General features: G+C 65.4%; 19 protein-coding genes and 1 tRNA gene. 9 read left to right on the forward strand and 11 right to left on the reverse strand.

The features are described 5' to 3' along the window. Positions 1-244: 244 nt before the first annotated feature. The 7 genes from ilvD to F8E02_RS09880 all read right to left on the reverse strand — a co-directional run bounded on the left by ilvD (position 245) and on the right by F8E02_RS09880 (position 7,878). On the reverse strand, positions 245-1,888 hold the full coding sequence (gene ilvD, locus F8E02_RS09850) for a dihydroxy-acid dehydratase (RefSeq protein ID WP_317065361.1): 1,644 nt from the start codon (positions 1,886-1,888) through the stop codon (positions 245-247). A 294-nt stretch (positions 1,889-2,182) separates the two neighbouring features. Beyond that, positions 2,183-2,926 carry a uroporphyrinogen-III C-methyltransferase gene (gene cobA / locus F8E02_RS09855; protein ID WP_317065362.1) on the reverse strand — a complete coding sequence of 248 codons (744 nt, stop codon included), beginning with the start codon at positions 2,924-2,926 and terminating at the stop codon, positions 2,183-2,185. Continuing rightward, positions 2,923-3,807: a hydroxymethylbilane synthase gene (gene hemC / locus F8E02_RS09860; protein ID WP_317065363.1), complete on the reverse strand. Its 885-nt coding sequence runs from the start codon at positions 3,805-3,807 to the stop codon at positions 2,923-2,925. The genes cobA and hemC overlap by 4 nt, the downstream gene beginning before the upstream one ends. Then, the gene (hemL, locus tag F8E02_RS09865) at positions 3,792-5,039 is read right to left on the reverse strand and encodes a glutamate-1-semialdehyde 2,1-aminomutase (RefSeq protein WP_317065364.1); all 1,248 of its coding nucleotides are present in this window, start codon (positions 5,037-5,039) and stop codon (positions 3,792-3,794) included. Before hemL ends, hemC begins: the two co-directional genes overlap by 16 nt. Then, a complete protein-coding gene (hemB, locus tag F8E02_RS09870) occupies positions 5,026-6,009 on the reverse strand; it encodes a porphobilinogen synthase (protein ID WP_317065365.1) in 984 nt (327 codons plus the stop codon). Before hemB ends, hemL begins: the two co-directional genes overlap by 14 nt. Next, on the reverse strand, positions 5,988-7,259 hold the full coding sequence (gene hemA / locus F8E02_RS09875; protein WP_317065366.1) for a glutamyl-tRNA reductase: 1,272 nt from the start codon (positions 7,257-7,259) through the stop codon (positions 5,988-5,990). Before hemA ends, hemB begins: the two co-directional genes overlap by 22 nt. Next, the gene (locus F8E02_RS09880; RefSeq protein WP_317065367.1) at positions 7,252-7,878 is read right to left on the reverse strand and encodes a precorrin-2 dehydrogenase/sirohydrochlorin ferrochelatase family protein; all 627 of its coding nucleotides are present in this window, start codon (positions 7,876-7,878) and stop codon (positions 7,252-7,254) included. The genes hemA and F8E02_RS09880 overlap by 8 nt, the downstream gene beginning before the upstream one ends. A gap of 152 nt (positions 7,879-8,030) precedes the next feature. On the opposite strand from F8E02_RS09880, the gene F8E02_RS09885 reads away from it, so the two are divergent. The 5 genes from F8E02_RS09885 (at position 8,031) to F8E02_RS09905 (ending at position 14,040) form a co-directional block, all read left to right on the forward strand. Continuing rightward, entirely contained in the window at positions 8,031-8,975 is a 945-nt protein-coding gene (locus F8E02_RS09885) for a DUF7544 domain-containing protein (RefSeq protein WP_317065368.1), read from the forward strand. Positions 8,976-9,052: 77 nt separating this feature from the next. Beyond that, positions 9,053-9,745 (forward strand): PrsW family intramembrane metalloprotease, encoded by a 693-nt coding sequence (locus F8E02_RS09890; protein ID WP_317065369.1) that lies wholly within the window; start codon positions 9,053-9,055, stop codon positions 9,743-9,745. A 172-nt stretch (positions 9,746-9,917) separates the two neighbouring features. Further along, positions 9,918-9,989, forward strand: a tRNA-Gly gene (locus F8E02_RS09895). A gap of 338 nt (positions 9,990-10,327) precedes the next feature. Continuing rightward, positions 10,328-13,531: a tetratricopeptide repeat protein gene (locus F8E02_RS09900; RefSeq protein ID WP_317065370.1), complete on the forward strand. Its 3,204-nt coding sequence runs from the start codon at positions 10,328-10,330 to the stop codon at positions 13,529-13,531. Next, positions 13,528-14,040, forward strand: coding sequence for an FKBP-type peptidyl-prolyl cis-trans isomerase (locus F8E02_RS09905; RefSeq protein WP_317065371.1), 513 nt, complete (start codon positions 13,528-13,530; stop codon positions 14,038-14,040). The genes F8E02_RS09900 and F8E02_RS09905 overlap by 4 nt, the downstream gene beginning before the upstream one ends. On the opposite strand, the gene F8E02_RS09910 is transcribed toward F8E02_RS09905, so the two are convergent. Then, positions 14,041-15,357, reverse strand: a complete 1,317-nt coding sequence (locus F8E02_RS09910; RefSeq protein ID WP_317065372.1) for a hemolysin family protein — start codon at positions 15,355-15,357, stop codon at positions 14,041-14,043. It lies immediately after the preceding gene. Between the two features lie 128 nt (positions 15,358-15,485). Between F8E02_RS09910 and F8E02_RS09915 the strand changes: the two genes are divergently transcribed. Further along, on the forward strand, positions 15,486-15,980 hold the full coding sequence (locus F8E02_RS09915; RefSeq protein WP_317065373.1) for a redoxin domain-containing protein: 495 nt from the start codon (positions 15,486-15,488) through the stop codon (positions 15,978-15,980). A gap of 18 nt (positions 15,981-15,998) precedes the next feature. Here the strand turns inward: F8E02_RS09915 and F8E02_RS09920 are convergent, their stop codons facing one another. Continuing rightward, positions 15,999-17,300 carry a sodium-dependent transporter gene (locus F8E02_RS09920; protein ID WP_317065374.1) on the reverse strand — a complete coding sequence of 434 codons (1,302 nt, stop codon included), beginning with the start codon at positions 17,298-17,300 and terminating at the stop codon, positions 15,999-16,001. A 227-nt stretch (positions 17,301-17,527) separates the two neighbouring features. Between F8E02_RS09920 and F8E02_RS09925 the strand changes: the two genes are divergently transcribed. From F8E02_RS09925 to F8E02_RS09935, 3 genes are all read left to right on the forward strand, one after another. Beyond that, positions 17,528-18,319 (forward strand): N-formylglutamate amidohydrolase, encoded by a 792-nt coding sequence (locus F8E02_RS09925; RefSeq protein ID WP_317065375.1) that lies wholly within the window; start codon positions 17,528-17,530, stop codon positions 18,317-18,319. A gap of 92 nt (positions 18,320-18,411) precedes the next feature. Continuing rightward, positions 18,412-19,683, forward strand: a complete 1,272-nt coding sequence (locus F8E02_RS09930) for a RecQ family ATP-dependent DNA helicase (protein WP_317065376.1) — start codon at positions 18,412-18,414, stop codon at positions 19,681-19,683. Between the two features lie 80 nt (positions 19,684-19,763). Beyond that, complete coding sequence (locus tag F8E02_RS09935; RefSeq protein ID WP_317065377.1) at positions 19,764-19,988, forward strand: PspC domain-containing protein; 225 nt, start codon at positions 19,764-19,766, stop codon at positions 19,986-19,988. 138 nt (positions 19,989-20,126) lie between these two features. Here F8E02_RS09935 and uvrB read toward each other — a convergent pair whose 3' ends face one another. Continuing rightward, on the reverse strand, positions 20,127-22,055 hold the full coding sequence (gene uvrB, locus F8E02_RS09940; RefSeq protein WP_317065378.1) for an excinuclease ABC subunit UvrB: 1,929 nt from the start codon (positions 22,053-22,055) through the stop codon (positions 20,127-20,129). Next, on the reverse strand, positions 22,052-23,605 hold the full coding sequence (gene uvrC, locus F8E02_RS09945) for an excinuclease ABC subunit UvrC (protein WP_317065379.1): 1,554 nt from the start codon (positions 23,603-23,605) through the stop codon (positions 22,052-22,054). The genes uvrB and uvrC overlap by 4 nt, the downstream gene beginning before the upstream one ends. Positions 23,606-23,780 lie beyond the last annotated feature (175 nt).

Raw genomic sequence — 23,780 nt, forward strand, 5'->3', positions numbered from 1 at the left:
GGAGTAACCCCGGACACGGACGTCGGGATCCGGGGTGCGAGGTACCGGGTGCGCCAGGGGAAGATTCAAATTAACTTAACCTCCTCGAAGTGTTAAGAACAATACATTCTGCCGGAGGGCGCGGTCCCGGCGGGGAGTATGCGCTCTCCAGAAGTGTTAGGAGATCCTTCAGAATCGCCCTGTGCGGCCGGTTCGGCGGCGGTTCGCAGCCCGGGCCGCCTCCATGCCCGGCCAAAAAAAGAGGTTATCTCTGGACGGCGCCGAGGTTCGCCTGCTCGACGGTCTGCGCGTAGCGGGCGAGCACTCCGGTGAGGCGGCGGGCTGGCGGCTTCCATGCCTTCCGCCGCTCCTCGAGGGTTGCCGCATCGACGACGAGGTCGAGGCTTTTTGCGTAGAGGTCGATCGCGATCTCGTCGCCGTCCTCCACGAGGGCGATCGGCCCGCCGACCGCGGCCTCGGGGGCGACATGCCCGATGCACGGGCCGCGGGTGCCGCCCGAGAAGCGCCCGTCGGTCACCAGGGCGACCCGGGAGTAGCCGAGTCCCATCAGCGCCGAGGTCGGCGAGAGCATCTCCGGCATCCCCGGCCCTCCCCGCGGCCCCTCGTAGCGGATCACGACGACGTCGCCCTCCGCGATCTTCCGGTGGAGGATCGCCTCCATCGCAGCCGTTTCGCCGTCGAATACCCGCGCCGGACCCCGGTGCCGCCACATCGTTTCAGGAACGGCGGCACACTTTACGACCGCGCCGTCGGGGGCGAGCGATCCACGCACGATCTTCAGGCCGCCGGTGGGGTTGACCGGGGCGTCGGCCGTCCGGATCACCCCCGGATCGGTGACGCGGGCGCTCTTTGCGATCTCGAGGACCGACCGGCCCGAGACCGTCGGAGCGTCGTCGAGGTAGCGCTCGAGCATCTTCAAGATCGCGGGAATTCCTCCGGCCCGGTGGAGGGCGAGCATCGAGTGCGGCCCGCCGGGCTGCATGTGGCAGATGTGGGGGGTCGCCTCGGCGACGGTGTTGAAGGTCTCAAGGTCGAGGGGAACCCCCGCCTCGCGGGCGACGGCCATCAGGTGGAGCACCGTGTTCGACGAGCCGCCGAGCGCCATGTCCACCCGGACGGCGTTCGCGAGGCTTGCCGGGGTGACGATATCCCGGGGCCGGATACCTTCCCGGACCAGATCGACCGCCCGTTCCCCGCTCTCCCGGGCTATGCGGAGTTTTGCCGCGTCGACCGCGGGGGTGGCGGCAGTTCCCGGCAGCGAGAGGCCCAGTGCCTCGGTCACGCACGCCATGGTGTTTGCGGTGTAGAGGCCCTGGCAGCTCCCGCAGCCGGGCATCGCCGCGCACTCGAGACTCCTGAGTTCCTCCTCGCTCATCGTGCCGGCGGCGACGCGGCCCACGCCCTCGAAGACGTCGATGAGGGAGAGTTCGCGGCCCGCCATATAGCCGGGGAGCATCGGGCCGCCGGTGACGACGATCGTCGGGATGTTGCAGCGCATCGCCGCCATGAGCATGCCGGGGACGATCTTGTCGCAGGTCCCTACGCAGACCAGGCCGTCGAACCGGTGCGCCTCGACCATCAGCTCGACGGCGTCGGCAATATTCTCCCGCGAGGGAAGCGAGTAGCGCATCCCCTCGTGGCCCATCGCGATCCCGTCGCAGATCCCGATGGTCCCGAACTCGAACGCCACGCCGCCCGCGGCCGCGACACCCTCCTGGACCTTCTGCGAGAGGGACCGGAGGTGGGTGTGGCCGGGGACGATCGTGTTGTACGCGTTTGCTATCCCGATGAAGGGCAGGTCCATCTCCCGGTCGGTCACGCCGAGCGACCTGAGCAGCGCCCGGTTCGGAGCACGCTGGTAGCCAGTCTTAACCGTCTCACTCCGCATGGTAATTCTCATAGGAGGGTAAGCGCGGAGGAGAAAAGAGTATTCCTGTTGCCGGGGTGGTGGTGCAGGTAAGACCGGGACCGTCTGCCGGGGCAAGGGTCCGGTATCTTTGCGACTCAAAGCCAGGCGGCTTCCCATGCTTCCCATGCTCCCCATGCTTGAACTTCGAATGAGTCAGAGATACATGGGGGATGATGTCATCTCACGCGAGCCGGCAGTACAAAAATAACACCGGATATTCTGCGAAGATGCCAAAGTGAGGGAGTTCCTCCAGATTATGGCAGGGCTACACTCTCACTCAGACAGCCCGTCCTCCTCATAGAGCTCCACCACCCCGCCGATGACGATCACCGCCGGGGGCCGGACGCCTGCGGCGCGGGCTTTCTCAGGGATATCAGCGACGGTCCCGACCGTCACGCGCTGGTCGGGGCGGAGGCCGCGCTCGATGATCGCGACCGGGGTCGCCGGGTCCTTGCCGTGCTCCACGAGGGCCGCAGTGATGGCGGGGAGGTTCTTTACGCCCATCAGGATGACGAGGGTCCCCTTCAGGCGCGCGAGGACCTCCCAGTCGAGGGCGGACTCGGGCTTCGTCGGGTCCTCGTGGCCGGTGATGAACGTCACCTGCGACGCGTATCGCCGGTGAGTGACCGGGATACCGACCATCTCCGGGACGGCGATGGCGCTCGTCACCCCCGGCACCACCTCGACGGCGATCCCGTGCTCCCGGAGCGTCTCGATCTCTTCCCCGCCGCGGCCGAAGAGGAAGGGGTCGCCGCCTTTCAGGCGCACGACGGTCTTACCCTCTTTGACCTTCCTGACCATCAGTTCCTCGATCGCGTCCTGCTCCAGGGTGTGGCTGCCACCGTACTTCCCGCAGTCGATCCGTTCGGCGTTCTTCGGGAGCGTTGCGAGGATCTCCTCGCCGGGGAGCTGGTCGTAGAGGACCACGTCCGCGGAGTCGATCACCTCGCGGGCCCGTATCGTCATGAGGCCGAGCCCGCCCGGCCCGGAACCTACAAGATATGCTCTTCCAGTCATGGTTTCATCCCGAGGGCCGTATAGGCCTCCCTGATCAGGTCGGCGGCCTGCCTGCGCAATGCCCGCCCGCACTCCCGGGCCTCGTCAACCGTCGCGATCCGCCGCTCGATCCGCTCCCACCGGGAGCCGTCGAGCGCAAGCACCTCGGCGATCAGGTTCCCGTCCCTGCAGAAGATACCCTGCGGGGTGAAGCATCCGCCCCCGACCTCCTCCATGACGGCCCGCTCGATCTCCACGTCGAGACGGGTCGGCGCGTGGTCCAGGGCCGCGAAAGCCCCGGCGACGGCCGGGTCGTCCCGGCAGACGACCGCGACGGTCCCCTGGTTCGGGGACGGGACGAACCGGTCCGTGGGGAGGGGCTCGCCGGGCAGCCGGATGCCGAGACGCTCGAGGCCCGCCTCCGCGAGGACGATGGCGTCGTACTGCCCCTCGCGGAGCTTCCGTATCCGGGTATCGACGTTCCCCCGGAGCTGCCTCACCTCAAGGGTCGGAGCGTCGCGGAGGAGCTGGGCGCGGCGCCGGGTGCTCGACGAGCCGATGATCCGGACCGCGTCGAGGGGACCCTCGTGCGCGAGGAAGTCCGCAGGCGAATCGCGCTCGAGCACCGCGCAGCAGACCGTCCCTGCCGGGCGGGCCGCCGGGATGTCCTTCATGCTGTGCACCGCGGCGTCGATCTCGCCGCGGAGGATCGCGTCGTCGAGCGCCCGCACGAAGACCCCCTGCCCCCCGATGGCGTGGAGCGGGACTTCCGTCGCGGTGTCGCCCTCGGTCGTGATCGTCACGACCTCAGCCTCGATACCCCGGTCGGCGAGCATGCCGACCACTTTGTTCGTCTGTGCAAGCGCGAGAGCGCTTCCCCGTGTGCCTATGCGAAGAGACATGATCCGTATGCGTCTGCTATCTGCTCGATATCCGATTCGGTGTGTGCGGCGGAGAGGAAGTTCGTCTCGAACTGCGACGGCGGGAGGAAGATCCCGGCGCCAAGCATCGCCTTCCAGAACCGCCCGAAGGCCTCGGTGTCGCACTCCTTGACCTCGCGGTAGTTTTGCGGCGCCGACTCCCTGAAGAAGTGCTTGAAGAGCGAGCCCATTCTGACGAACGATCCCTTCCCGGCATCCGCGGCGACCTCTCCGATCGTCCGCGTGGCCTCGTCGAGCCGCCGGTAGATCTCCGGATGCTCGTGGAGATGGCGGAGGATCGCATACCCCGCCGCGAGGCTCGCCGGGTTGCCGCTGAACGTGCCGGCCTGGTAGACCGGGCCCGCGGGGGCGACCAGCTCCATGATCTCGCGCCGCCCGCCGAACGCCCCGATGGGAAGCCCGCCGCCGATGATCTTGCCGAACGTGGCGAGGTCCGGTTTGACCCCATAGTGCACCTCCGCACCGCCGATCCCGACCCGGTAGCCGGTGATCACCTCGTCGAGGATGAGGAGAACGCCGTAGGCGGCGGTGATCTCCCGGACGTCAGCCAGGTAGTCGTCGTCGGGGAGCACGGGGCCGATGTTCCCCATCACCGGCTCGAGGATGAACGCCGCGACGTCGTCGTTCCCGGAAAGAAGCGTCTCGAGCGCCTCGGGGTCGTTGTAGGGGACCTGCCGGGTATGCGCCACCAGGTCTGCGAGGACGCCCGCGGAGTCGGGCACCCCGAGGGTGGTCGCCCCCGACCCGGCCTTGACGAGGACCGCATCGTGAGCGCCGTGGAACCCGCCCTCGACCTTGATGATGTCCTGCTTGCCCGTGTAGCCGCGAGCGAGCCGGATCGCGGCCATCGTCGCCTCGGAGCCCGACGAGACGAACCGGACCATATCGACCGCGGGATGGTCGCCGGTGATGACTCCCGCAAGGTCGAGTTCGAGCGGCGTCGGCGTACCGTAGAGCCAGCCCTTCTCGAGCTGGCACTCGATCGCCTCCCTGACTACCGGATGGGCGTGGCCGAGGATGAGGGGGCCGTAGCCGAGGCAGCAGTCGATCAGATCCGCCCCGTCGACGGTTGTGAGGCGCGATCCTGCCGCACGCTCGACGTAGAACGGGTTGGGCTTGATGGCCCGGACGGGGCTGCTGACGCCGCCCGGCATCAGGGTCTTTGCTCGTGCGAAGAGGTCACTGCTCTTCATCGAGCCACCTCGCCGCGTCTTCTGCAAAGTAAGTGATGATCAGGTCGGCCCCGGCCCGCCTGATGGCGGTGAGGGTCTCGAGGGCGACGGCCCGCTCGTTCAGCCACCCGCGCTCTGCGGCAGCCTTGATCATCGCATATTCGCCGCTGACCTGGTAGGCCGCCACCGGCAGCCCGAGCCCTCTGACGGATGCGAGGATATCGAGGTAAATCCCCGCCGGCTTGACCATCAGGATATCCGCCCCTTCGGCCGCGTCGAGCTCCGACTCCATCACCGCCTCCCGGGCGTTGCCCGGGTTGATCTGGTAGGTCGTCCTGTCCCCAAACGAGAACCCCGAGCCTGCCGCGTCGCGGAACGGCCCGTAAAGGGCGCTCGCGAACTTCGACGAGTAAGACATGATGAGGACGTCCTCGTATCCGGCAGCATCGAGGGCCTCCCGGATCGCCTGCACCATACCGTCGAGCATGCACGACGGCGCGACGATGTCGGCGCCGCTCTCCGCGTGGGAGACGGCTATTTGCGCCATCAGCGCGAGTGAGGGGTCGTTCAAGAGGTCCGGTCCGTCGATGGTCTCCCCGACGATGCCGCAGTGGCCGTGATCGGTGTACTCGCAGGCGCAGACGTCGGTGATGACGACCATCCCCGCCGATCGCTCCTTGATCCTCCGGATGGCCTGCTGGACGACGCCTTCCGCCGCATAGGCTCCGGTCGCCTCGCAGTCTTTTGCGCCGGGGACCCCGAAGAGGATCACCGCCCGGATGCCGGCATCGTAGAGGCGCTCGCAGTAGTCGGCGACGCCTTCCACCGGGTGCCGGGACTGCCCCGGCATCGAGGCTATCGGAAGCGGTGCGCTGATCGATTCGTCCACGAAGACCGGCGCTATCAGGTCGGTCTTTCTGAGTTCTGTCTCGCGGAGGAGCGGCTGGATGATCCGCCGCCGCACCCGCCTCATTCGTCGTTCTGGGAACATGGTTCTCCCCGGGTAATCGCCCTCATCAGGGCCTCTGCCGTTGCTATATCGCCGTACTCCGCACTCGCCCGGATGGCTGCCGTCGCGTCCGAGAGGAGCTTCTTCGTGAGCGCCCGCGTCAGGTCGTCGATGACCTCCGCCGTGCGGCCGTTCTTCTCTCCCAGGCGGGCGAGCGCCCGGTCGCGTTCACGCGCCCGGACCGACTCCGCCCAGGTGTAGAGGAGGGCGAGCGTCTCGTCGGCCGCCGTCCGCCGGAGGAGCCGGGTGAAGTGGTCGACCTCCTCGTCGATGATCTCCCGCGCCCGGTCCGCCTCGCTCCGCCGGGAGCCCATGGCGGCGTCGTTGATGCTCCGGAGGTCGTCGATGGTGAAGAGGTGCACCCCCTCGATCGCCCGCACCCCGTCCTCGACGTCGCGGGGCTGGGCGATGTCGATGAGGATCAGGTGGCGGGGGTGCTGGTCGAGCGGCCAGAGGCGCTCCTCCATCACCTCCCGGATCTCCTCGGTCCGGATGACCGGGTGCGGTGCGGCGGTGCAGGAGATGACGACGTCGGAGAGCGCGATGTAGCGGTAGAGGTCCTTGAAACTGACCGCACGCCCTCCGATCTTGTCTGCAAGCACCACCGCCCGCTCGTAGGTCCGGTTCGCGACGTAGATGGCCGTGAGGTCCTTGGCGGCGAGCGCCTGCGCCACCAGGAGCCCCATCTCCCCGCTCCCCACGACCAGGATATGCCGGTCGCGGAGGGTGCCGAGGAGCTTCTCCGCGAGCGTCACGGCCGCCGAACCGATCGAGACCGCGCCGCGGTTGATCTGCGTCTGGCGCCGGACCCGGACCCCTACGTGCACCGCTTTGTTGATGCAGAGCCCGATGACGCTGCTCGCGGTCCCCGCCTCCTCCGCGGCCGCGAGCGCGCGCTTGAGCTGCCCGAGGATCTGGTCCTCCCCGACGACCAGGGAGTCGATGCCCGCGGCGAGCTCGAGGAGATGGCGGGAGACGGCCTCGCCCTCGAAGACCGTAAACCCGCCTCTCCCCTGCTCCTGCAGGAATCCTTCAAGGCTCCGTCCGTCGCCCTGCACGAGGACTTCGACCCGGTTGCAGGTCTGAAGGAGAAGGGCGCCCCGGAACCGCTCCCGCGCCTCATGGAGAAACGCCGTCTCGTCGGGGAACCGGAACGCTTCGAGCGTCGCGATATCCGCGATATGGTGGTTGATGCCCGCGAGCGCGAGCGGAGTCGTGAACGGTTCAGGCATGCAGATACCTCTCGATCGCCATCGCGCGCGCCCGGTCGTAGTCGGCGGCGAGCGCCTCCCGGATCTCGTCGTCCGAGAGGATCTTCCAGAGAGCTTTCGACCGCTCCTCCTGTACCGGTTCGATCTCTTTGAGCACCGAACGCATCTCTTCCTGCAGTTCAATCATCCGATCGAGATCCGCATACTCCGTCTCGAGCCGCATGCGGAGGTAACGGGAGACTGCAGGACTCTTCCCGCGGGTGCTGATCGCGACCAGGTAGCGGCTGCCCCGGACGACCGACGGGATGATGACATCCCCGGCCTCGCCGGCGGCGTTGTTGAAGAGGATACCGGCTCCGGCGCAGAGCCTCCCGATACGGTCGTTGAGGGCCGGGTCCGGCGTCGCCGCTACCGCGAGAAACGCACCCGCGAGGAGGGCCTGGAGCGCTTCATCCGCGAGGGCCGAGAGGTCGGCCTCCTGCCGCTCTACCGCGAGGCCCTCAAGGTCCGGTGAGAACGAACGGCTGATCACCGTCACCTCCGCCTCATGCTCGAAGTATGCAGCCTTCCGGGCACCGACATCGCCTCCCCCGAAGATGAGCACCCTCCTGCCCATCAGGTCAAGCATGAGAGGGATCATTCTTCTATACTGTGGTGAACGGACTACATTAAAGTGTTGAAAAACCCGTTTCCCCTGCAGCCCGTCGGCATATGCCCACTGGCCGGGCCGCCGGCACCGGTTTACCCGAAGAAGGTTTTAACCGCAGGGAGATCCTTTTCTTCGTGAGAGATATGGCTGAAGAGATCTACGCATTCAGCAGGCTCGAGGAGACGTTCAGTCGCACGAAAAGCCTGCTCTGGCCCCCGAACCGGGGGATATGGCTCCGCCTGGCCGTGATCGCGCTCTTTGTGGGAGGTGGAGCAAGCTTCCCGAACTTCTCCCAGTACAACTTCGGGGGAGGCGACCTCCCGCCCGGCATGGATGGGTCCTTCTCCGGGATAATGCCGCTGATCGCAGCGTTCGTCATCGTCGTGCTGGGGCTCGCCCTCCTCTGGATGCTCGTCGGCGCGGCGATGCAGTTCGTCTTCGTCGATATGCTCTCGACGGGGGAGATCCGTATCAGGCGCTTCTTTGGTGAGCGGTTTGGAAAAGGCGTCCGGCTCTTCCTCTTCCAGTTCGTCTTCATGCTGGCCCTGATCATCGGCGTCGCAGCGCTCGCCTTCGCGCTCTTCGGACTGGCGGGGGCAGGATCCCGCTTCGGGGTATCGGCCCTCGTGCTTCTGCTCATCCCGGCCCTCCTGATCGTCGCCCTCCTCGTCGGGGTCGTCTTCCTCCTGACCATCGACTTCGTCGTCCCCATCATGATCCGCGAGGATTGCGGCGTCATCGAGGGATGGAGGCGGCTCATCGGGGTGATGTCGGGCAACCTCTGGCAGACCGCTGCCTACGTCGTCGTGAAGTTCGTGCTGGGCCTCATCGCCGCGCTCGTGCAGGCGGTCCTGGTCATCCTCGCCATGCTGGTCGTCGCGATACCGTTCGTGCTCGTGGGGATCGTGCTCCTCGCCGTTCTCCAGGCTGCAAACTACGCACTGCTCCTTCTCCTGCTCATACCCTACCTCATCATCGTCATCCCGGTCGGGCTCCTGATCGCGGTGCCGTTCGTCACGTTCTTCCGTTACTACGGGTTGCTGGTGCTCGCGGGGCTCGCCCCGGAGTACCGCCTCCTCCCGGAGTAACTCATTTTTTGTCCGGATCGCGGGCACGAAACGGGGGAGAGAAAGGCTCATCCCTCATGGCACCATGAACCCCCGTCATGGTCGAGATCGAGCCGCTGGTGATCCTTGCCCTGGCGCTGGGGCCGGGAGTCTTCTGGGCGTGGTATTTTTACAGCAGGGACAAATACCAGCCAGAACCGGCAGCACTGATTGTCAAACTCTTCCTGCTCGGTGTTCTCGTCACGTTCCCGGTGGCCTTCGTCGAGGGGTTCTTCGGCCTCTTCATCGCGTCGTCGCTGATTATGGGTGCCGTCGTCGCGCCCGTCGTCGAGGAGTACGGCAAGTACTGGGTCGTGCGCCGGTTCGCCTACCGCGACACCGAGTTCGACGAGCCGATGGACGGGATCGTCTACGCCACCGCCGCTGCCCTCGGGCTCGCGTCGCTTGAGAACGTCCTCTATGTCTTTGCGGCATACGTGACGTCGCCGGCGCTGGCTCTCAGCACGATCGCCGTCCGGGCGGTCTTCTCGGTCCCGGGACACGCGCTCTTTGCGAGCGTATGGGGCTACGCCCTCGGCCGGGCGAAGTTCATGGCCGCCGACCAGCGGCCCGGCATCGTCTTTCGGGGGCTCGTCCTCGGCATCGCACTGCACGGCATCTTCAACTTCCTGCTGATGACGGCTGATATCTTCGCCTATACCCTCGCCATCTTCATCCTGGTCCTGATCCCGGGGCTCTGGATACTTGCTCACCGCAACATTGCGAAGGCGCTCCGCTATGGACGTGGGTAGGTGCGCGGTGGCGGCGCGGTCGACGTCCCAAAGACGGTCCAGAGTGCCGGGATCCGGCCCGATTGCGGGAAACAACCCCCGACGGCACCACCGACCCCCACCAGGCATCCGACACATTTATTAACCAGCGAGTACCACGTTGTAAGGCACACAGGTGCGAGAGCACACGAGTGCGCCGATAGTGTAGTGGTTATCACTAGGCGTTGCCAACGCCTAAACCCGGGTTCGAGTCCCGGTCGGCGCATCCTAAACCTGCGTTCAACTTCTCCTTCTACAACCCCTTCCTCCGAGCGGAGCGTCATTGTCCCGAGCGCACGCAAAAACCACTGCAACTGTTCCAGGAGACCGGGGAGGCCGTATCCCTGCAGGTGCCGGGACGGGTCTCTCCGCCAGAGCCCCGGAATGTAAATCTGCAGTATCTCTGCGTCAAACAAGATTCATGGGACAAACCGTTCTTATCAAATAGTGGCGAACGCACTATCCTTAGAGACAGAAGGGCCGCCTCCAGGATGGGTACTCCGTCCCGCGAGAATGTGGCGGTAAATCCGACCGCACAGGGCGTGCAACGGCAGAGGGTGTCAGATGGATTTCTTCGGTAATATTCTGGGCCAGGGGAAGAACGCGAATCCCTCCGTAAAACAGGGGCTCTCCCAGTTTGAGGCCGGGAACTACAATGAAGCGGTAAAGAGTTTCGAGAAGGCGCTCAAGATCGAGCCTGAGAACGGCCCGGTCAGGCTGGCCATGGGCCAGGCTCTCGCCTGTCTCGGCAGGGACGATGAGGCTGCAGGGTGGCTGAGGAAGGCTCTTGAGTCGTCTCCCGACGACGCCGGAGCCATACGGACACTGGGGCACGTCCTTACAAGGACCGGCGACTACGAGGAAGCGGCCGGATGCTTCGCGAAGCTCGCGGAAGGGAAGCCTGCGAACACGGATGCCCGGTACTGGCAGGGGGAGATGCTCGAGCGGCTCGGCCGGTACGCAGAGGCGGCAGAGGTCTATGCCCGGGCGCTCGACGCGAACCCGGAGGATGCCGTCCTCCGTGAGAGACTGGGGAAGATGTTTGAGCGGACCGGCGACTTCCGGGAAGCGGCCGCCTGTTTTGAGCGGGTTCTCAGGACGGACCCCGGCAGAACAGCCCTGCTCGCAAGGAAAGGGACCGCCCTCTTAAACCTGGGGGACCTCCCCGGTGCCGTCGAGGCATTCGACCGGGTGCTCGAGAGAGAGCCCCGCAACCCCGACGCGCTCTACGGGAAAGCCCGCGCGTTCGAAAGCCTCGGCCGGTTCCAGGATGCCGCCGGCTGCTACGCAACGATCGCCTCCGCGGAGCAGGGGAATGTTCATGCCTGGTACCACCGCGGCTCGCTTCTCCTCCAGGCAGGGAACTATAAAGAGGCGATGGAATGTTTCGAGAAGGTCGCCCTCACCGACCCCGACCACATCCCGGTGCGCTACTCCATGGGTCTCGTCTACGACACGCTCGGCAGTTACGATCGGGCGGTCAAGAGCTTCGATCACGTCTTAAAGCATGACCAGAACAGGATCCAGGTCTGGTATGCCCGCGGCATGGCGCTCTTCCGCCTCGGCCGGTACGCTGAAGCGGTCCGGTCCTTCGACCGGGTGCTCGAGAACCGGGCGATGGGCGGGATGAAGTGGATCGGGAGCGGCAGCGACCTTGCCCTCTTCGAGAGAGACGGCGCGGACGCTCTCCAGAAGCCGAAGTCGCAGAACCTCGATACCCGCAGCGAGACCATCCTGAACTGCCGGGGGGCTGCCCTGCTCTTCCTCGGCAGGTACGCCGAGGCCCAGGAGAACTTCAAGCAGGTTCTCGAGGCCGAGCCCGGAAACATCCTCACGCTGCAGCAGAACGCTGCCGCACTCGTCCACCTCGGCAGGTATGACGAGGCCGACCGGTGCCTGGATACTGTTCTCGAGAGAGAACCCCATAACGCTGCTGCCCGTCTGATGAAGGCCGACGTCCTGATGAATCTCGGCAGGTACGACGACGCGCTTGCTCACCTCGAACGGGTCCCTGCCGCCGGCGAGGACGACCTCCACCTCCTGCAGAGGAAGGCCGAAGCCCTGATGCACCTCTCCCGGTACGCAGAGGCAGCAGAGACGTTCGCCGCCCTCCTGCGGGCCAACCCGGGAGACACCGCCGCAGAGAAGAGCAGAGGAGACGCGCTGATGCATCTCGGACGCTACGAGGAGGCTCTCTCCTGCTTCGACCGGGCGCTTCAGGGGAACCCGGCCGACCGGGTCTCCCTGCTCGGCAGGAGCGCGGCGCTCGAACGCCTCGGACGTTACGCCGAAGCGCTCGAATCGGTCGACCGCGCGATGCGGGCAAATCCCGGGGAGACCGGAACGCTCGTCCGGAAGGCACGGCTTCTCGAGGCCGTCGGGCGCTATGCCGAAGCCGCCGACTGCTACCAGACGCTGCTTGCAGCCAATCCGGGGGCCGGGGGGAACCTGCTGAACCTCGGGGCCGTCCTTGCCACGCTCGGCAGATACGGAGAGGCCGCCGACCGGTTCGGGAAGGCTATCGAGACCGCTCCAGAAGACCTCTTCGCATGGTATAACAGGGGCAGGGCTCTCGAGCGGATGGGGCAGTACGCAGATGCGGCGGAGTGCTATGCGAAAGTGACCAGGGGACGGCCGGGAGATACCGGCGCCTGGTTTGCGCTCGCTGTCGCTCTCGCGCGTCTCGGCAGGCACCAGGAGGCGATCGAGTGCTGCGACCTGGTGCTCGCCGCCGACGGCTCGAATACGCGGGTGGCAAAGATCCGGGCGGATATGCTGGAGGCCGTCGGCAGGCACGCGGAGGCGGCAGAGGCATACGAGCACTACCTGGAGACCTCTCCCGGCGACCGCGACGCGCGGATGGCGTTCGGGATGACGCTTGAGCGGGCCGGGAAGTTCGGGGACGCGATCAAGCAGTATGCGATGGTGCTCGAGCGCGACGAGCGCGACGTGGAGGCCTGGTATACCCTCGAGAGCGCTCTCCTGCACATGGGGCGGTACGAGGAGGCGCTGGAGTGCTCGAACGGCATCATCGAGGCCAGCCCGGAGAGCCGGGCCGCCTGGCAGCGGCGCGGGGAGATCTTCATGTGGCTCGGCCGGTACGCCGACGCGGTGGAGTGCTTTGAGAAGGTGATCCGGGCCGATCCGGCCGACACCCTCACCCTGCGGAGGCTTGGAGAGGCCCACGAGAAGGCCGGCAGGTACCAGGACGCCCTTGCGGCCTATACCCGGGTGCTGGACAAGGAGCCGACCAGCATAGAGACCCTTCACGCCCGTTCGTCGGCCCTTCTCCGCCTCGGCCGCTACGACGAAGCGGTCAGGTCGATCGATAAGATCATTGTCCTCCAGGCGGACAACCCCGCGGCGCTCTTTATGAGGGGGGCGGTGCTCGAGAAGGCGGGCCGATACGGCGACGCCCTGGTCAGCTACGAGAAAGCGCTCTCGGTCGCGCCGAAGAATGCGGCGATCTGGAACGCCACCGGGGTGCTCATGGATACCCTCGGACGGCATGCCGACGCCGTCAAGGCCTTCGACTCGGCGATCGGGCTCGGCGATGGGGATGCCCATGCCTGGCTCTGCAAGGGGATCGCCCTCGGCCACCTGGGCAAACACGACCAGGCGGCGACCTGCTTTGAGAAGGTCCTTGAGAAGGAGCCCCGCCATGCGCGGGCGTGGTACCTGAAAGGAAGAGCGCTTGACCGGCAGGGCCGGTTCGCCGACGCGGTGGAGTGCTTCCGGAAGGCGCTCGACAGCGAGGGGGAGAGATGAGAAGGGCTTACGGACTCCTCCTCGCGGGCATCCTCGCTCTCCTTGTCGCCGGTTCGGGCTGCACCGCAAGCGACGATGCCGCAGTTGTCAAGACCGGAGACAGGGTGAAGGTCCACTATACCGGCACCCTCGCGAACGGAACGGTCTTTGACAGTTCCGATGGAGGCGAGCCGCTCAGGTTCACCGTCGGCACCCGTGCGGTGATCGTCGGATTCGATGAGGGCGTCGTCGGGATGCGTGTCGGGGAGACGAAGACCCTCCATATCCCCGTCGACCGGGCCTACGGGCCTCACCGTGAGGATCTCGTCTTTGCCATCGACTCTGCCGGCGTTCCCGACAGCGAGAGCCTGGCTGTCGGGCAGCAGGTCTGGATGACCCTGGCGGACGGACGGGTTCTGCCCGCGACGGTCGCTGCAGTCTCGGCCGATACGATCACGGTCGACATGAACCATCGCCTTGCCGGTGAAGACCTCACGTTCACCGTCACTCTCGTCGAGATCGAGGAATAATCACTCTATTTTTGCTTCGTTCCCGGCTATCGGGACGACGAGAACCTTATCGACCCGATAGCCGTCCATATCAAGGACCTCAAACCGCAACCCGTTCCAGACGAACCGGTCTCCGGTAACCGGCGCCCGCTCGAGGTACATCATCACGAACCCGCCGATCGTCTGATAGTACCCCCGCCCCTCGCCGGGGAGAGAGGCCACCTCGATGAGGTCGTGAAACTCGTCGATCGGGAGCATCCCGTCGAGAAGCCACGACCCGTCCTCACGGCGGACCGCCGGCCCCTCGGGGGGGTGCCCGGCCGATGGGATGCCCCCGACGATCGCCTCCATGATGTCGTGGACCGTGACCAGCCCCTGGATGCTCCCGTACTCGTCGGTGACAAGGGCAATCCGCGCCCCGGAGGTCTTGAACTCGTCGAGGACCGAGAGCGCGGGGACGCTCTCGGGCACGAAGAGGGCTGGTTCGACTGCTTTTGCAAGGTCCGGCGTCTCGCCCGAGATCATCCGTGCCCAGAGGTTGCGGACCGAGACGATGCCGAGCAGGTTGTCCAGGTGCTCGCGGTAGGCCGGAAAGTAGACGTGCCCTGACTCCACCATCTTCTGCCAGTTCTCCGCAGGAGGGTCCTCCACGTCCACGGCCACGATGTCCGGTCGCGGGGTCATCAGCACGTTGACCCGCCGGTCGGCGAGGCGGAAGACGCTCTCCACCATATCCTGCTCGGCCTCATGGAAGACGCCCGCCTGGGTGGCCTGCCCGAGGAGGACCCTGACGTCCTCCTCGGTGACTTCGGGTTCCGAGGGCGTACGCACACCGAGCACCCTGAGAACCACTTCCGTCGAGAAGCTCAGCAGCCGGACGAGGGGTGCGGCGGCCAGGGAGAGAAGCCGTATCGGGCGGGCGACCAGGGACGCGATCTGTTCGGCGTTGTTCATGGCCACCCGCTTCGGCACCAGTTCCCCGATGATGAGTGTCAGGTAGGTGATGGCGGCGACGACGGTTGCGATGGCAAGCGGGCTGCTGTAGGGGGCAACCAGAGGGATGCCGGCGAATACCTCTGCGAGCGGTCCCGCGAGCGTCGCCCCGCCGAAGGCCCCGGCCAGGATCCCGATGACGGTGATGCCGATCTGGATCGTGGAGAGGAACTGCGTCGGGTCCCGGGCAAGTTCGAGGGCGGCCGCAGCCCCGGCGTCGCCGGCCATTGCCCGCTTCTGCAGACGTACTGCTCTTGAAGAGACTATCGCGAACTCAGTCATCGCGAAGAAACCGTTTGCAAGGATCAGCAGGACGATGATCAGGATGTCGGTGACCGGCGGCATCGCACACCCCTTGCGGGCGGGAGTCTTAAATATGGGGTCTCCTCTGCCGGGACATCCGCGAAGCTCTCGGGACCCCGTCTCAGCTGCGGCGGGATATATTTATGGCCGCCGGATCCGGAGTATCCCCGATGGTCGAGATCGGTGAGCGAGCTCCGGACTTCTCCATACCGGACCAGAACGGTAACACTGTCCGGTTGTCGGCATTCTCAGGAAAGCGGGTCGTCCTCTCGTTTCACCCGCTGGCCTGGACCAGCGTCTGCGCCCGGCAGATGATGGCGCTCGAGGCGAATAGAGAGGCGTTTTCTTCCCTCAACGCCGTCGCCCTCGGTATCAGTGTGGACTCCGTCCCCTGCAAACGGGCCTGGGCCGGGAGCCTCGGCATCGGGGAGACCCGGCTTCTCGCGGACTTCTGGCCGCATGGCGGCGTGGCGCAGATGTACGAGGTCTTCGACGGCGTGAAAGGCTACTCCCGGCGGGCGAACGTCGTTATCGACGAGTTCCGGCACGTCATCTTCACGAGGGAGTATCCGGCAGCGACGGTTCCCGACCTGCAGGATCTCCTGGACCTTCTCCAGGCACAGGAGGCGAGCAGGCGGGAAGAGGAGCAGGCCCCAATCATATGATCCCCGCTCCGGTCCCGCTCATCCTGCAGAGAGGAGGATGTTGCCTGCCAGCGTGATCAGGAGGACGGCCGGAACGCCGTAGCGGATGAGCGCCATGTACGCGCTCTGCCGCCACCCGCATCCGCCAATCTCTGCGCAGATCCGCGCGGGGCTCATGAACCATCCGCCGACGATGGAGATGATCAGCGCTGCGGCGATGAGGCCGATCGTCCCGAAGACGTAATCGGCGAGGTCGAGGAACGGGAGCCCGAAGACCGAGAGCCCCAGAGCTGTGTAACTGAGAGCCGACGGAAGCCCGAAGAGCATGATTGCGGCAAAGACGAGGAGCGTCGCACGCCGTCTCGGGTAGTCGTAGGAATCCATCAGCGCCGCCACGGGGACCTCGAGCATGGAGACCGCGGAGGTGATGGCTGCTGCAAAGAGCATGAGGAAGAAGAGCGCTCCGAGCACCATGCCGAACCGGATCTGCGCAAAAGCGGAAGGGAGGGTGACGAACGCGAGGTTCACCCCGGCCGCGGGGTCGAGGCCCGAGGCGAAGACGAGGGGAAAGATCATGAGCCCGGCAAGGGCCGCGATCAGTATATCGGCGACGGCGATGGTGGCCGAGCTCCGGAAGAGGGATTCACCCCGAAGGTAACTCCCGAACGTGAGCAGGATTCCCATGCCGACGGAGAGCGAGAAGAACGCCTGCCCGAACGCCGCGATCCAGACGCCCGGATCGGTCAGTCTGGAGAAGTCCGGGGAGAGGTAGAACTCGAGCCCCTCGGCCGCCCCGGGCTGGGTGAGGGAGAAGACCACGAGGAAGAGAAGGATCGCGATGAGGACCGGGATGAGGTACCGGGAGGCCCTCTCGATCCCTTTCCGGACCCCGGAGCGCACGGTCACGAAGACGGCGAGTCCCGAGAGGAGGAAGAAGATGAGCGGGAGGTAGGAGTCGGTGAACGCGTCGAACGCCATCGGCTGCCCGAAGAGAAAGGAGAGCGCGTAGGCGAGCACCCAGCCAGTGATCACCAGGTAGTAGCCGAGGATCAGGCTGACGATGGCGACGATGATGAGGCCTGCAAATGCAAAACGCTGTTGTATCGACCGGAAGGCGGAGACCACGGACTTCCCCGTGGAACGGCCGATGGAGAGTTCGAGCATCATCAGGGGGATCCCGAAGAGGAGGACGGAGATCAGGTACGGGACCAGAAACGCCCCGCCCCCGTTGGCTCCCACGATGTAAGGGAACCGCCATACATTCCCTATCCCTACGGCCGAGCCGATGCTTGCGAGAATGAACCCCAGGGTCGACGACCACTGCTCTCTATCCTGAACCATCCGGAACCGGCCTCCGATCGACAGATGGGAGGCCGCCTTTATAAAATGCGTGTCCGCCCGGCCGGAACCGTCCCATCTTCCATGCTGCCGGCATCCTGCCGGGGCCGGGGGCAGCCTGTGCCGCCTTCCGCGACCGGTGCGCTTTAGTACCGGTGCTCCCCATACATCCGCGGTTGGAGCAGCATGAGCGCCGGTTGCCGGAACGATCCCGAAGGAGGCAAAGAAGGTTGAGCGGCCGGTATCCCTTCCTCATCTCGATACCCCACGGGGGCGTTTCTGTCCCGCCCGAGGTCCGGAGTCTCGTCAATCTATCGAGAAAAGAGATCGTCTTCAACAGCGATCCTCATACCCGCTCCCTCTACGGGTTTGACGACGCGGCGGAGGCGCTGGTCGACTTCGAGTTCTCACGGATCTTCGTCGACACCAACCGTCCGCCGTACGACTACCCGCCCCGGGCCCAGGACGGCGTGGTCAAGGTCATCACGCAGGACGGAACCCCGATCTACCGGAAGGGGCAGGTGCCCGGCAGGGAGATGATCGGGGCCCTCCTGCAGAACTACTACTACCCATTCCACGAGCGGCTGACCCGGGCCCTCGAGACCTGCGCCGTCGAGGTCGCCTTCGACTGCCACAGCATGCTGCCGTACTCACCGCCGGTCCGGCGGGACGCTGGGCTCCCGCGCCCTCTCTTCTGCCTGAGCAACCGCGGCGACCGGCATGGGAATCCCCGGAAGAAGGACAACTTCGTGACCTGCCCGCCGGAGTGGCTCCGGGCGCTCACGCGGGCGTTTCAGTCGGAGTTCGAGGGGGAAGGTAGGGTTGCGATGAACGACCCTTTCCGGGGCGGGTTCATATCGGCGGCACACTACCGGCGGGCGAGGACCCCCTGGGTCCAGGTCGAGATCAACCGCGGCCTCTACGAGACGGAAGGCCGTGAAGCCGACGAGGCGGAGCTCGCCGGGATCCGGGAGAGGATCTTCTCCGCTTTCGCCGGGTTCTGGGACGAAGTCTCGGGCTGAGAAGGCCCCGGATTTCAGCCGGATCCAGCCTCATTCTGCGAGATTTTCGGGGCCGAAGATACTATGCCGCCACAGCACCCACATATATACCGATGGATCGCCTGCACCTGATCCTGGAGCGTTACTTCGGGCATACGGCCTTCAACCCCTACCAGGAGGAGATCATCCGCGACCTCCTCGCCGGACGCGACGTCCTTGCCGTCCTCGCGACCGGAGGGGGCAAGTCGCTCTGCTACCAGGTTCCGGCGCTCATGGGCGACGGCGTCGCGCTGGTGATATCGCCCCTCATCGCCCTGATGAAGGACCAGGTCGACGACCTCCAGGCCCGCGGGATCGGGGCAGAAGCCCTGAACACCGCCTGCTCCTATGCGACGACCCGGAGGGTCCTCGCGGACCTCGAGGAGAACCTGGTCCAGGTCCTCTACGTCTCGCCGGAGAAGGCTGTCGGCGAAGATTTCCTTGCTCTTGCGGCCTCCCTCCCCATTACGCTGATCGCGGTCGACGAGGCGCACTGCATCTCGATGTGGGGGCACCAGTTCCGCCCTGAGTACCGGTCGCTCGCGGTCCTCAAGGAGCGGTTCCCGGCGGTGCCGATGGTCGCCCTGACGGCGACCGCGACCCCGGACGTCCGCGAGGATATCGTGCGGCAGCTTCACCTTGCGGAGCCTTCGGTCTATGTCGGGAGTTTCAACCGCGAGAACCTCCGCTACGCCGTCGTGCCGAAGGGAGAGGACGCATACGGGCAACTCCGCGACCTCCTCCGGCGCCGGAGGGAGGATGCCGGGATCGTCTATGCCGCGACGAGGGGGGGGACCGAGACGCTCGCTTCAAGGCTCCGGGCCGACGGCATCCCGGCGCTCCCCTACCACGCCGGGATGGCGGCGGCCGCCCGGGCGGAGACGCAGGACCGGTTCATCCGCGGAAAGGTCGGACTCATCTGCGCGACGAGCGCGTTCGGGATGGGCATCGACAAGCCGGATGTGCGGTTCGTCGTCCACTACGATATGCCGAAGACGCTCGAGGCCTACTACCAGGAGAGCGGCCGGGCCGGGAGGGATGGGGAGCTGAGCGACTGCATCCTCTTCTACCACGACGACGACGCAAAGCGCCTCCGGTCCCTCATCGACCGCGACCTCCCCTCCGAGTTCCAGCGCGAGGTCGCCCGGGCAAAACTGCAGAGCATGGTGGACTACTGCACCGCGGGGGGGTGCCGGAGGGAGCGGATCCTCGCCTACTTCGGGGAGCGTTACGATTCTCTCCCCTGCGGTGGGTGCGACGCCTGCGTCCCGGACCGGCCGGCCGGGAAGGCCCGGACCAGGTCCGGGAACCGCAAGCGCAGGGCCGTTCGCCCGGCATCCGGCTGAGCCACCGGTATCTCTCCCCCGGCTCTCCCCGGCGAAACACCTATTATGCATACAGCAAAGAGAGCCCTTGAGGAGTTTTCATGGCGAAGAAATTATACCGCTCACGAAACGACCGCTGGATCGCCGGCGTATGCGGCGGCATCGGGGAGTATATCGAGATCGACGCGAATGTCATCCGCGTGGTCTGGGCTATCGTCACCGCACTCACGGGGTTCCTTCCCGGCATTGCCGTCTACATCCTGCTCTGGATCATCCTGCCCCAGCGCGGGACGATGTATTCTACCGGGGGGACTGCTGAGGTCTGACACTCCCCACGGTGCTATTGGTTCGGAAGGTTCCAGCCCGACTGGAACCGGGCACCGCCACTGCCTGATAGTGGAGCGGTCCCGGTTGCCATCCATACTTCGCGTGATCCTATCGGTCCCGAACTCATCGCGGTACCTCTACCGCGCCCCCCCTTCCTGCAGACTCCTGATCGTATCCCGGAGCGCGATCGCCCGCTCGAAGTCCAGGCGTTCGGCCGCCTCCTGCATCTCGGCCTCGAGCTCGATGATCAGGTTCGGGATCTCCTGTTTCGGGACATGCCTGACGTCGGTGATATCGACCTCTCTCTCCCGGATCGGTTTTCTGACCGTCTGCGGCGTGATGCCGTGCCGGGCGTTGTACTCCATCTGCATCGCGCGCCGCCGCTCGGTCTCGGCCATCGCCTTCTTGATCGAGTCGGTCATGGTGTCGGCATAGAGCACCACCTTCGCGTTGACGTTCCGGGCGGCGCGGCCGATCGTCTGGACCAGGCTTCTCGCGTCGCGGAGGAACCCCTCCTTGTCGGCGTCGAGGATCCCCACGAGCCCGACCTCGGGGATGTCGAGGCCCTCGCGGAGGAGGTTGATCCCGACGAGGACATCGTACTTCCCGAGCCGGAACTGCCGGATGATCTCCGTCCGCTCGATGGTCTTGATCTCGGAGTGAAGGTAACGGGTCTTGATCCCCTGCTCGGCCAGGTACTCCGAGAGTTCCTCGGCGAGCCTCTTCGTGAGCGTCGTCAGGAGTATCCGGTCGCCGCGTTCGATGGTGACCCGGATCTCCCTCATGACATCCGGGATCTGCCCCTCGATCGGCCGGACCTCGACCGCCGGGTCGACGAGCCCCGTCGGCCGGATGATCTGCTCCGTCACGGTCGAGCGCTCCAGCTCATAGTCGCCCGGCGTCGCCGAGACGAAGATGACGTTTCGCATGTAGCCCGATAACTCGTCGAACTTCAGCGGCCGGTTGTCGAAGGCCGACGGGAGCCGGAACCCGTAGTCCACGAGCGACTTCTTCCGCGAGTAGTCGCCGTGGTACATCCCCCTGACCTGGGGCAGGGTCTGGTGGCTCTCGTCGATCACCATCAGGAAGTCCTCCGGGAAGTAGTCCAACAGGCAGTAGGGCTGTTCGCCGGCCTTCCGCCCGTCGAAATGGCGGGAGTAGTTCTCGATCCCCTTGCAGGTCCCGGTCTCGCGGATCATGTCGATGTCGTAGAGGGTCCGCTGGCGCAGGCGGTGCGCCTCGAGCATGCCGAGGTTCGGGAGCCACTCTTCGAGTTCCTCCCGGATCGAGATGATCGCCCGTTCTTTCTCCTCCTCCGGGGCGACGAAGTGGCGGGCCGGATAGACGAAGAAGTAGTCCATCGTCTCGAGCCGCTGGCCGGAGACCTTATCGATCTCGCTGATCCGGTCCACCTCGTCCCCGAAGAGCTCGATCCGGATGATGTTGTTGAAGTAGCCGGGGACGATATCGATCGTGTCCCCCTTCACGCGGAACCGCCCCGGCATCAGTTCGATGTCGTTTCGCTCGAACTGGATCTCGATGAGTTTCCTGATAATCTCGTCGCGCCGCATCCGGTCCCGGACCTTCACCTCAAACCCCATCCCCCGGAAGTTCGCGGGGTTGCCGAGGCCGTAGATGCAGGAGACCGAGGCGACCACGATGGTGTCGGGGCGGGAGAGGAGCGATGCGGTCGCCGCAAGCCGCATCTGCTCGATCTTGGGATTGATCTGGGCGTCTTTCTCGATGTAAAGGTCCCGCTTCGCGATGTATGACTCGGGCTGGTAGTAGTCGTAGTAGGAGACGAAGTACTCCACCCGGTTCTCCGGGAAGAACGACTTGAACTCGTTGTAGAGCTGGGCTGCGAGCGTCTTGTTGTGGGCTATGACGAGGGTGGGCTTCCGGACCGCCTCGATGACGTTTGCTATCGTGAATGTCTTGCCCGACCCCGTGACCCCGAGGAGGGTCTGGAACCGCTCGCCGCGAGTAATCCCGTCGACGAGGTCCCGTATGGCCCCTGGCTGCGATCCCGTGGGTTTAAAATCCGCGTTCAGATGAAATTCCGTCATGGTGCCACCGTCTTCTTCCGCAGGGTTCTATGGTAGGTGATCGCGAACCGGTGCGCCTCGTCGCGGATCTCCTGGAGGAAGAGCGACGCCTTCTCGTGCTTCTCAAGGGGCAGGGGATACGAGAATCCCGGCACGAAGACCTCCTCCTCGCGCTTCGCGATGGATGCGATCGGGACCCTGAGCCCGAGGTCTCTGAGCACCGCGGTTGCCGCTGCAAGCTGTCCCTTCCCGCCGTCGATGAGGATCAGGTTCGGGAGTTCGCCGCCCTCCTTCTGGAGGCGCGAGTAGCGGCGCCGGACCACCTCGGCGATGGCGGCGAAGTCGTCGACGCCCTCGACCGTCCGTATCGCAAAGCGCCGGTAGTTCTTCTTGTCGGGCTTCCCCCGGAGGAACCGGACCATCGAGCCCACCATCGCCGTCCCGGAGAGGTGGGAGATGTCGAAGCACTCGATCGCGACGGGAAGGTCGGGGAGGTGCAGGCGGCGCTTCAGCTCGTCCAGTTTGATCTGGTCTCCGAAGAACCCGATCTCGACGTTCTTCCTGACCAGGTCGAGGAGGTTCTTCTTCTCGCCCCGCTGCGGCACGACCGTCCGGACCTTCCTGCCGCCCCGGAGGTGGGAGAGATAGCCGGGAAGCGCGTCGTCCACGGGTTCGGGGAGGATCACCTCCTCAGGGGGCTCGTTCTCCGCGTAGTAGCGGGCGAGGAACTCCTCGAGAAACCCCTCCGTCTCGTCGAAGGTGTACTCGTGCTTCCCGGCAAGCGTTCCCCGGTCGACGTTGAAGAGCATCAGAAAGACGGTTCCCTCGCTCACGATATAGTTGACGATATCCTCGTTGTAGGTCTTCTGCCGGTCCACGTGCTGCCGCTCGCGCAGCCCTTCGAGAGCCGCGATCTGGTTGCGGAGCTCCATCGCCCGCTCGTACTCCTGCCGCTCTGCGTGCGCAGCCATCTCCTCGCGGAGCGTCCGGATGAGCCCGGCGATATCCCCTTTCAGGACCGCCTCGGCCCTTCTCGCCCGCTCCCGGTAATCATCCTCGCCGATCCTCCCCGTGCAGGGAGCGCTGCACGAGCCCATATGGGCACGGAGGCACGGACGCCGGGGGAGGCGGCGGCATGACCGGAGGCCGAAGAGCGATTTCAAGAGCCGGAGAAGGTCCTCGCGCTCCCGGCCGGAGACGAACGGGCCGTAGTATCGGCCGTTCCCGTCCGCCTGGCGGGCGGTATGAATCCGGGGGTAGGGCTCGTCGGTGACGTGGATGTAGGCGTACCTCTTCGCGTCCTTCAGATCGATGTTGTACTTCGGCTGGTGCTTCTTGATCAGGGTGTTCTCGAGGATGAACGCCTCGACCTCGGTGTCGGTGACGATGAAGTCGAGCCCGGCGATCGCGGCGACGAGTTTCTGTGTCTTCCTGTCGAGGTCGTGCCGGGAGAAGTAACTCGAGACCCGCCGCTTGAGGTTCTTTGCCTTCCCGACGTAGATGATGGTCCCCTCGCTATCAGAGAAGAGATAGCATCCGGGCTCGGTCGGCAGGGTTGACGGGTCGATCATGTGTGTGAGACAGGGCGGTGGATCGCACGCGAAGACGCGAAGACGCGAAGGAAACCGCTAACACTGTTTCCAACTTCGCGGCTTCGCGCTTTCGCGTGAGTCAGTTCTGGTGGATTCAACAAAGCCGATATCTCGCGCCTTCGCGTGAGCGAACCGTTATAGGGACATTGACATG

Origin of the sequence: Methanoculleus caldifontis (assembly GCF_032842345.1) — an archaeon.
Taxonomy (GTDB): Archaea; Halobacteriota; Methanomicrobia; order Methanomicrobiales; family Methanoculleaceae; genus Methanoculleus; species Methanoculleus caldifontis.